Annotated in this window: 5 protein-coding genes and 1 pseudogene; 2 read left to right on the top strand and 4 right to left on the bottom strand. The window is 65.4% G+C overall.

Features of this window, described 5'->3' with window-relative positions:
- Window positions 1-216 precede the first annotated feature (216 nt).
- Both I6F38_RS42460 and I6F38_RS42455 read right to left on the bottom strand, forming a co-directional pair.
- A complete protein-coding gene (locus I6F38_RS42460) occupies window positions 217-669 on the bottom strand; it encodes a DoxX family protein (protein ID WP_225164580.1) in 453 nt (150 codons plus the stop codon).
- A 156-nt stretch (window positions 670-825) separates the two neighbouring features.
- Window positions 826-3135 carry an NADP-dependent malic enzyme gene (locus tag I6F38_RS42455; protein ID WP_092086399.1) on the bottom strand — a complete coding sequence of 770 codons (2310 nt, stop codon included), beginning with the start codon at window positions 3133-3135 and terminating at the stop codon, window positions 826-828.
- A 232-nt stretch (window positions 3136-3367) separates the two neighbouring features.
- Here I6F38_RS42455 and I6F38_RS42450 point away from each other — a divergent pair, with 232 nt between their 5' ends.
- Complete coding sequence (locus I6F38_RS42450; RefSeq protein WP_225164579.1) at window positions 3368-5359, top strand: hypothetical protein; 1992 nt, start codon at window positions 3368-3370, stop codon at window positions 5357-5359.
- Between the two features lie 116 nt (window positions 5360-5475).
- Here the strand turns inward: I6F38_RS42450 and aspS are convergent, their stop codons facing one another.
- A complete protein-coding gene (aspS, locus tag I6F38_RS42445; protein WP_225164578.1) occupies window positions 5476-7251 on the bottom strand; it encodes an aspartate--tRNA ligase in 1776 nt (591 codons plus the stop codon).
- Between the two features lie 200 nt (window positions 7252-7451).
- Here aspS and I6F38_RS42440 point away from each other — a divergent pair, with 200 nt between their 5' ends.
- The gene (locus I6F38_RS42440) at window positions 7452-8924 is read left to right on the top strand and encodes a protein adenylyltransferase SelO (protein WP_225164577.1); all 1473 of its coding nucleotides are present in this window, start codon (window positions 7452-7454) and stop codon (window positions 8922-8924) included.
- A gap of 109 nt (window positions 8925-9033) precedes the next feature.
- On the opposite strand, the pseudogene I6F38_RS42435 reads toward I6F38_RS42440, so the two are convergent.
- Window positions 9034-9744 (bottom strand): annotated as a pseudogene (locus I6F38_RS42435) (zinc-dependent alcohol dehydrogenase family protein); the annotation flags it as partial.
- Window positions 9745-9916: the final 172 nt, after the last annotated feature.

The raw sequence follows: 9916 nt of genomic DNA, 5'->3' as shown, positions 1-9916 counted from the left end.
GCTCGAAAGCAAAATCCTAAAACGCAAGAAACCGCGGCCCAACACCCGGCTTTCCTGCAAAATCGAACACTTCATCGAGACAACTTCTGCTTATCTATCGGGCCGATCTGCATTCTTCACGGACGACTGGGTAGAGCGAAGCGAAACCCATCGCTACGTGCCAGCCTGACGAATGATGGGTTTCGCTGCGCTCTACCCATCCTACGCTGCCGCGCCCTACACGTCCCCATAGGCCGGGTCGTCGCGGCGCGGGCCGCGGCCGTAGCCGGCGATGATGAACAGCGCGCCGATCAGCGACAGGTTCTTCAGCGCATCGATCAGCGTCCTGAGGTTGTCGGGCGCCGGCTGATTCCAGAAGTCATGGAAGTAGAAGGTGGCGAAGCACACGAAGATGATCAGGAGAATCGCGAAGAACCGCGCCAGCACGTTCACCGCGATCATCAGCCCCGCGACGATCTCGAAGCCGCCGATCATGACCGCCAGCAGCTGCATGAAGGGCATGCCGACTGCGGTTTCGATCTGCTGCGTATAGGGCGCGACCACGGCCGGGATCGTCACCTTCGCCGCCAGCAGATCCGCCGTCGCCTGGATGCCGAAAAGCTTGCTCGCTCCCGAATAGAGGAACAGCACGGCGAACAGGATCCGCCCGAAGGTGATGAACGCTGGCATGGGTCGGCCTCACTGGATGGCAGAAATCGGACGAAGCAGGCGAAGCGATTATGGTCGCTCCACCTGCCTCGATCAAATCGAATCCATCTCGGTTCAAACACGATGCGGAAAACCGCACTGCGGTTTTCCGAACATAACGTGCTCAAACAACGGCCGTCAGCCGAACAGCGTCGGCTGCGCGCGGCCGGCGCGTTCCTGGGCTTCGACGGCGGCCACCGCCGTCATGTTGAGGATGCCGCGCGCCGTCACGCCGGGGGTGAGGATGTGCGCCGGGCGCGCCGGACCGATCAGGATCGGTCCCACCGGCAACGCGTTGGCCAGCGATTTGATCATCTGGTAGGCGATGTTGGCGGCATCGAGGTTCGGCATGATCAGGATGTTGGCCTCGCCTTCCAGCCGCGACTGCGGCAGCACCAGGCGCCGCGCCGCCGCCGACAGCGCGGTATCGCCCTGCATCTCGCCGTCGGCCTCGATCTCCGGATGCTTGTCCTTCAGGAGCTGGGTCGCCCGCCGCATCTTGCGCGAGGAATCCGTGTCATAGCTGCCGAAGTCGGAATGTGACACGAAGGCGACCCTTGGCTTGAAAGCGAAGCGCTGGACGTGGATCGCCGCGAGCGATGCCACTTCGGCGAGTTCCTCCGCGCTCGGGTTCGGCCGCACCTGGGTATCGGCGAGGAAATGCGCGCCGGTCGAGGTGATCATCAGCGCCAGCGCGGCATAGTCGCTGACACCCGGCAGGAAGCCGATGATCTCGCGGACATGGCGCAGATGGCTCATGTAGCGGCCCTCGACGCCGCACAGCATGGCGTCAGCCTCGCCGCGCGACACCGCAAGCGCCGCGATCACGGTATTGTTGGTGCGGACCACCGTCCGCGCGGCCTCCGGCGTTACGCCGCGCCGGCCGGCGACGTCGATATAGGACTGCACATAGGAACGGTAGCGCGGATCGTCCTCGGGATTGATCAGGTCGAAATCGCGGCCGGCCTTGATCGACAGGCCGAAGCGCTTGATCCTGGTCTCGACCACCGACGGACGGCCGACCAGGATCGGCCGCGCCAGCTTTTCCTCGAGCACCACCTGCGTCGCGCGCAGCACACGCTCGTCCTCGCCTTCGGCGTAGATCACGCGCACCGGTTGGGTCTTGGCCTTGGCGAACACCGGCTTCATGGTGAGGCCGGAGCGGAAGGCGAAGCGTTCGAGATTGGCGGCGTATTCGTCGAAATTGGTGATCGGCCGGGTCGCGACGCCGGACTCGATCGCGGCCTTGGCCACCGCCGGCGCGATGCGCAGGATCAGGCGCGGATCGAACGGGCTCGGGATCAGCGAGCCCGGGCCGAACCCCTGGGTCTCGCCGCTCTCGAAACCATGGGCCACCGCATCCGACGGCGGATCGCGCGCGAGCTGCGCGATCGCGTCCACCGCGGCATGCTTCATCGCCTCGTTGATCGCGGTGGCGCCGACATCGAGCGCGCCGCGGAAGATAAAGGGGAAGCAGAGCACGTTGTTGACCTGGTTCGGAAAGTCCGACCGTCCGGTGCAGATCATCGCGTCGGGACGCGCCAGACGCGCCTCATCCGGCATGATCTCCGGCACCGGATTGGCAAGCGCCATCACCAGCGGCTTGTCGCCCATCTGCTTGACCATTTCGGGCTTCAGCACACCCGGCGCCGACAGGCCGATGAAGATGTCCGCGCCCGGAATGACGTCGGCGAGCACGCGTGCGTCGGTCTTCTGGGTATAGACCGCCTTCCAGCGATCCATCGTGGTGTTGCGGCCCTCATAGACCACACCGTCGATGTCGCAGACCCAGATGTTCTTGCGCTGCGCCCCCATCGAGACCAGCAGATTGAGGGTTGCGATCGCGGCGGCGCCCGCACCCGAACAGACGATCTTCACGTCAGACAGTTGCTTGCCGTTCAACAACAGCCCGTTGACGATCGCCGCGGCGACGATGATGGCGGTGCCGTGCTGGTCGTCGTGGAAGACCGGGATCTTCATGCGCTCCTTGAGCTGCGCCTCGATCTCGAAGCACTCAGGTCCGCGGATGTCCTCGAGATTGATGCCGCCGAAGGTCGGCTCCAGCGCGGCGACGGTCTCGACTACGCGCTCGATCGTGTCGGCCTTGATCTCGATGTCGAACACGTCGATGCCGGCGAATTTCTTGAACAGCACCGCCTTGCCTTCCATGACGGGCTTGGAGGCCAGCGGACCGATATTGCCGAGCCCGAGCACCGCGGTGCCGTTCGAGACCACGGCGACCAGATTGGCGCGCGCGGTCAGCGTCGCGGCCTCGGCCGGGTTCTTGGCGATCTCGGTGCAGGCGGCGGCCACGCCCGGCGAATAGGCCAGCGCCAGGTCGCGCTGATTGGCAAGCGGCTTGATCGCCTGGATCTCGAGCTTGCCCGGCCGCGGCAGCCGGTGATAGGCGAGCGCCGCGTTGTGGAGTTCTTCAGACGATGACGACATGCGTGCTCCCCGCGTTTCCGGCCCAAATTTCTTGTTTCTGTGCTAATCCAGGCAAAAGTCAGTTGTCCGGCAAATCGAGCCGGATGTGAAGCATGTCCAACCACTTGGATGCAACATCCGATAATGTCCCCGTCAACAGGCCCGGGCCGGCCGTTCATCGACGCCTGCCCCTCCCCGCGCCTTTCGGCCGGGATTGGCAATTTTTTTCCCTTGATGATCCGGAGTTGACCGAATGAAGAAAATTCTGCTCGGCCTGATCGCCGTGGTTGTGATCGCGGCCGCCGGCTTCTTCGGTTTCGACTTTTACGCCCAGCGCCGGGTCACGCGCGACGTCGAGGCCGCCTTCGAGCAGGTCCGTGCCACTGGCGCCAAGGCGAGCCACGGCAAGATCACGTTCGACGTCAAGAGCCGCACCCTGACGATCGCCGACGTCGCCACCGAGTCGGGGACGCAATCCCCGGTCAGCGTCAAGATTGCCAGTCTCACGATGACCGGCCTCGGTCAAACCGACGCGGCACGGGTCTCCGCCGGCAATGTCGGGTTCAGCGATGTCGAGATCGGCGTGGCAGGACCTACCCCGACGATCACCTCACTGACCTACAAGGCGCCGCGGATCACTGTGAAGGATTATTCCGGCCCCGCCAGCCTGCCCCAGCTTCCGGCGTCGTCGTCGATCTTCGAGCTGTACCGGTCCGCGTTCGGACTGCTCGCGAGCATCAACGCATCATCGGTCGCTGCGCCCAGCCTGACCGGAACGATGACCTTCAGCGCCGCCGCAAAAGCCGGCGACGGCGCCGGCGGCGAATTCGCCTATTCGGGCATCGCCATCGAAAACATGAAGGACGGAAAAATCGCGTCCAGCAAAACCGACAAGGTCGTGTTCACGATCAACCAGCAGGCGGCAGGCAAGCCGATCAAAATGACCGGCGAGCTCGCCAACATCGCCGCGACCGATATCGACGTCGGCGCGATGGCGGCGATATTCGATCCAGGCAAGGCCAACGATGACAGGGAGTATCGGGTCCAGGGACACGTTTCGGCCGGTCCTTATGTCATTACCGCCGCGCCCGGTGTGACCATGCGGATCGAGGGAGTGACCGTCGACGACACCAGGATCAATCCGTCACGGATGCAAGTGCCGGCGCTGCTGGCAATGATCCCGCCGCAAGGGAGTCCGCCGCCGTCTGCCGCCCAGGCACGCGAACTGCTGGACAAGATCGCCGGCCTCTATTCGGGCATCGGAATTGCAAATGCCGAGATGCATGGGCTCTCGGTCGAGACGCCGCAGGGCCCGCTCAAGCTCGCCTCGATGCGGTTCAACTTCGAACACGGCAAGATCGGTGAGCTTGCGGTCGAGGGACTCGATACCCGTGCGCCGAACGGTCCTATCAAGGTCGCACGCTTCGCGCTGAAGTCGCTCGACGTCGCCAGCTTCATGCGGCTCTCGGCGCAGTTCGCCGCGCAGAAGCCGTCGGCCGAACAGGCGCTGGCGCTATTCCCGCTGATCGAAGGCGTCGAGATCAAGGGCGTCGCGTCGCCCTACAAGGCCACCGGCAAGCCGGTCAACATCGACGTCCTCAGCCTCGACTGGGGTCAGTTCGTCGGATCGATCCCGAGCAAGCTGCGGCTGACCGCCAAGCTGGCGGCGCCGCTCGATGCGGCCGATCCGCGGCAGCAACCGCTCGTCGCTGCCGGGATCGACCGGATGGCCGTCGATGCCGATCTCGGCGCCGTTTGGACCGAGCCGTCACGCGCATTCGCACTCGAGCCGGTCAAGCTCGATATGGCGGGCCTGTTGAACGCGTCGGCAAAGGTCACGCTCGACAACGTGCCGCGTGAGGCATTCTCGACCAGCGCCGCGGAAGCGATGGGCGCGGCCGCGCAGATCGAAGCCGGCACGATCGAGCTCACGGTCCACGACCTCGGTGTCATCGATCTCGCGGTCGCCCAATTTGCGCGCACCCGGAACATCAGCCGCGACGAGGCGCGCAAGGTCATCCTCGACGCCATCAAGGCGCAGGGCGGCGAGATCGGCGGGGGTAATCCCGACGCCACCGCGCTCGTCACCGCGATCGGCCAGTTCATCGAGACGCCGGGACAGACGCTGGTCATCAAGCTCACTCCGCGCGCGAAGGCGCCGGCGCTTCAGCTGATGCAGTTGCTCAAGACCGATCCGCAATCGGCGCTGGCGCAGTTCCGGATCGAGGCCTCGACGGGGTTGTGATTCTCCCGCCGTAGCCCGGATGGAGCGAAGCGCAATCCTGGAACAGCGTCGCCGCAGGAGGGACCGCCCCGGATTTCGCTTTCGCTCCATCCGGGCTACGCACCTCTCCTGCCCGCCTAACCCTTCGCCGGCAGGTTGGTGCGGATGTGCAGCTCCTTGAGCTGCTTCGGCGTTGCTTCCGACGGCGCGCCCATCAGCAAGTCCATGGCCTGCTGGTTCATCGGGAACAGCGAGATCTCGCGCAGATTGTTGGTGCCGCAGAGCAGCATCACGATGCGGTCGAGGCCGGCTGCCATGCCGCCATGCGGCGGGGCGCCGTACTGGAACGCACGGTACATGCCGCCGAAGCGGTCGATGACCTCCTGCTCGCCATAGCCTGCGATCTCGAACGCCTTCACCATCGCTTCCGGCTTGTGGTTGCGGATGCCGCCGGAGGCGATCTCGTAGCCGTTGCAGGCGATGTCGTACTGGAACGCCTTAATGGTCAGCGGGTCCTGCGTCGTCAGCGCGTCGAGGCCACCCTGCGGCATCGAGAACGGGTTGTGCGAGAAGTCGACCTTCTTGTTCTCCTCGTCATACTCGTACATCGGGAAGTCGACGATCCAGGCGAGCTCGAACCGGTCCTTGTCGATCAGGTTCAATTCCTCGCCGAGCTTGGTGCGCGCGAGACCCGCAAACTTCCAGAACTTCTCGGGATCACCGGCGACGAAGAACGCCGCATCGCCCTCCTTGAGGCCGAGTTGGTCGCGGATCGCAGCGGTGCGCTCGGGGCCGATGTTGTTCGCCAAGGGGCCTGCGCCCTCGCCGCCCTCGCGCCACATGATGTAGCCGAGGCCCGGCTGGCCTTCGCCCTGCGCCCACGAGTTCATGCGGTCGCAGAACGCGCGGCTGCCGCCGCCGGTGCCCGGGATCGCCCAGACCTGGTTCTTCGGGTCTTCGAGCATGCGCGCGAACACCTTGAAGCCGGAGCCGCGGAAATGCTCGGAGACTTCCTGCATCACGATCTTGTTGCGCAAATCGGGCTTGTCGGAGCCGTATTTGCGCACGGCTTCCGCGAACGGAATCCGCGGCCAGTTCTTCGTGACCGGCTTGCCCTTGGCAAAGTCCTCGAACACGCCGGTGATGACAGGCTCCATCGCCGCGAACACGTCGTCCTGGGTGACGAAGCTCATCTCGACGTCGAGCTGATAGAACTCGCCCGGCAGGCGGTCGGCGCGCGGGTCCTCGTCGCGGAAGCACGGCGCGATCTGGAAGTAGCGGTCGAAGCCCGACATCATCAGCAGCTGCTTGTACTGCTGCGGCGCCTGCGGCAGCGCGTAGAACTTGCCGGGATGGATGCGCGAGGGCACCAGGAAGTCGCGCGCGCCTTCCGGCGAAGATGCCGTCAGGATCGGGGTCTGGAATTCGAAGAAGCCCTGCTCCTTCATCCGCTTGCGCATGGAATCGACCACCGCGCCGCGGGTCATGATGTTCTGGTGCAGCTTCTCGCGGCGCAGGTCGAGGAAGCGATATTTCAGCCTGATATCTTCAGGATATTCCTGCTCGCCGAACACCGGCAGGGGCAGCTCGGCCGCCGGGCCCAGCACCTCGATCTCCTTGATGTAGATCTCGACCATGCCGGTCGGCAGCTCCGGATTGTCGGTGCCGGCGGGACGGCGGCGCACCTTGCCGTCGATCCGCACCACCCATTCGGAGCGGAACTTCTCGACCTCGCCGAATGCCGGCGAGTCCGGATCGGCCACGCATTGGGTGATGCCGTAATGGTCGCGCAGATCGACGAACAGCACGCCGCCATGGTCGCGGACCCGGTGAACCCAACCCGAAAGCCGGACCGTCTGGTCGATATCGCCCTCTCGGAGCGCGCCGCATGTGTGTGACCGGTAGCGATGCATAGTCGTTCCAAAAACTGATGTCGGAGGAGAATCGCGATAGGAAACTTCCTATCCGAAGGCGCTGGGTTTACCCGAGCCCGCTCGGGGCGGCAACCAAGGGAACGCCCGCCTTTGGCCCGAAACTGCAGATTTTGCTGCGATCCGGCGCCAGATGGGCGCCAATCGTTTGCCTATTCGGCCCGCAGGCCTATCTTCGGGATATGACCATTCATTTCCCGTTCCAGAACACCTATTCGGCGTTGCCGGCGAACTTTTTCGCCCGTGTCGCGCCGACCCCGGTCGCCGCCCCCCGGCTGATCAAGCTGAACCGGGCGCTTGCGGTCCAGCTCGGGCTGGACCCGGACCTGCTGTCGACGCCCGAAGGCGCCGAAATCCTTGCCGGAAAGCGGCTGCCTGACGGCGCCGACCCGATTGCCATGGCCTATGCCGGCCATCAATTCGGGCAGTTTGTTCCCCAGCTCGGCGACGGCCGCGCCATCCTGCTCGGCGAGGTCATCGACAAGGACGGCGTCCGCCGCGACATCCAGCTCAAGGGATCCGGCCCGACCCCGTTCTCCCGCCGCGGTGACGGCCGCGCCGCGCTCGGTCCGGTCTTGCGCGAATACATCGTCAGCGAGGCGATGTTCGCGTTGGGCATCCCGACCACCCGCTCGCTCGCCGCCGTCGTCACCGGTGAGCCCGTGATGCGCGAGACCGCGCTGCCCGGTGCGGTACTGACCCGCGTCGCCGCGAGCCACATCCGCGTCGGCACCTTCCAGTTCTTCGCCGCCCGCAGCGACACCGAGGGCGTGCGCGCGCTCGCCGACCATGTCATCGCCAGGCACTATCCCGAGCTGAAGGACGCGGCCCAGCCCTATCACGCCCTGCTCGCCGGCGTCGTGGCGCGGCAGGCCGCGCTGGTCGCGCGCTGGCTCCTGGTCGGCTTCATCCACGGCGTGATGAACACCGACAACACCTCGATCTCGGGCGAGACCATCGATTACGGCCCCTGCGCCTTCCTCGATGCCTACAACCCGGCGCAGGTGTTCTCCTCGATCGACGAGATGGGCCGCTACGCCTACGCCAACCAGCCGCGCATCGCGTTGTGGAATCTGACCCGGCTCGCCGAATGCCTGCTGCCGCTGTTCGCTGACGAGCAGGAGAAGGCGATCGAACAGGCGCAAGTGATCCTCGGCGAATTCCCCGAAAAGTTCACCGCAGCCTATAACGCCGGGCTGCGCGCCAAGGTCGGCCTGTTCACCGTGCGCGACGGTGACGAGGCGCTGATCCAGGATCTGCTCGACGCGATGGCCAAGAACGCGGCCGACTTCACCCTGACCTTCCGCCATCTCGGCGAGGCCGCAAGCGATGACGCCGCCGACGTCCGCGCGCAGTTCACCGACCCCGCGGCGTTCGACGAATGGGCCGCCCGCTGGCGCGCCCGCCTCGCGCTGGAGCCGCAAACGCCGGCCGAGCGCAAGGCCGCGATGCAGGCGGTCAATCCGGCCTTCATCCCGCGCAACCACCGGATCGAGGCGGTGATTGCGGCTGCGGTGAACTCGGATGACTACGCGCCGTTCGAGGAACTGCTGACGGTGCTGGCCAAGCCCTATGAGGACCAGCCGCAGTTCGCGGCCTACGCCGATCCGCCGCTCCCCGAGCAGCGCGTGACGCAGACATTCTGCGGGACGTGAGGTCTTTCCGCCGTCATTGCGAGGAGCGCAGCGACGAAGCAATCCATATCTCCGTGCATGCGGGCCGATGGATTGCTTCGCTTCGCTCGCAATGACGTTGGTGCGCCCCTCACACCGTCACCACGATCTTGCCGAACTGCGTCTTCGACTCCAGGTACCGGTGCGCCTCGGCGATCTCCTCGCACGGAAACGTCCTGGCGATGATCGGCCTCAAGGTGCCATCGGCAAGCCCGTCGAGGATGAACGCCTTCGCCGCGGCGAGCCGGCCGGGATCGCGCACGATCTCGTGCACGAGGTAGCCGCGCAGGGTCAGGCTCTTGCCGAGCACGTTGGCGAGCGGGAACGGCGTCGGCTCAGGACTGAGTCCACCATAATCGATCAGGATGCCGCCGGGCGCCATCGCCGCCGTCAGCGGCACGAAGGCGGGGCCGCCGACGGCATCGAGCACCACGCGCACGCCGTTCGGTCCCGCGATCTGCTCCAGCCTTGATTGCAGATCCTGCTCCACCGACGCGATCACGTGCGCCGCGCCGGCCTCACGCAGCGCCGGCGCCTTGGCCGATGTCCTCGTCACCGCAATCGGGACCGCGCCGATACGGTTGGCGATCTGGATCGCCGCGAGCCCGACGCTGCTCGACGCCGCTGTGATGACGACGAACTCGCCTCGCCCGAGCCTTGCAAGATCGGCCAGCGCACCGAATGCGGTGAGATACTGCATCCACACCGCAGCGGCCGTTTCAAAACCGAGCGCGGGCGGATGCTTGACGACAAGCTCCGCCGGAAAGGTCGCGAGCTCGGCATGGGCCGGCCAGCGCACCAGGTGGATTCACATTCGAAGTGCAACACTTGAGCAAAGGACTCGGCGGGCGTGCGGTAGTCAAGGCATTTGCGCGGGGTGTTGTTGTAGGCGGCGATGAACTGGCGGAATCTGGCGGTCGAGAGGGTTACAAGATCCGTCTTGCGGGGAATAAAGCGGCGCATCCTGCCGATGG

The organism is Bradyrhizobium sp. BRP56, from assembly GCF_020194035.1.
GTDB lineage: Bacteria > Pseudomonadota > Alphaproteobacteria > Rhizobiales > Xanthobacteraceae > Bradyrhizobium > Bradyrhizobium australafricanum.
The sequence above is the reverse complement of the archived record's forward strand: the minus strand, read 5'-3'. Positions and strand labels throughout refer to the sequence as shown.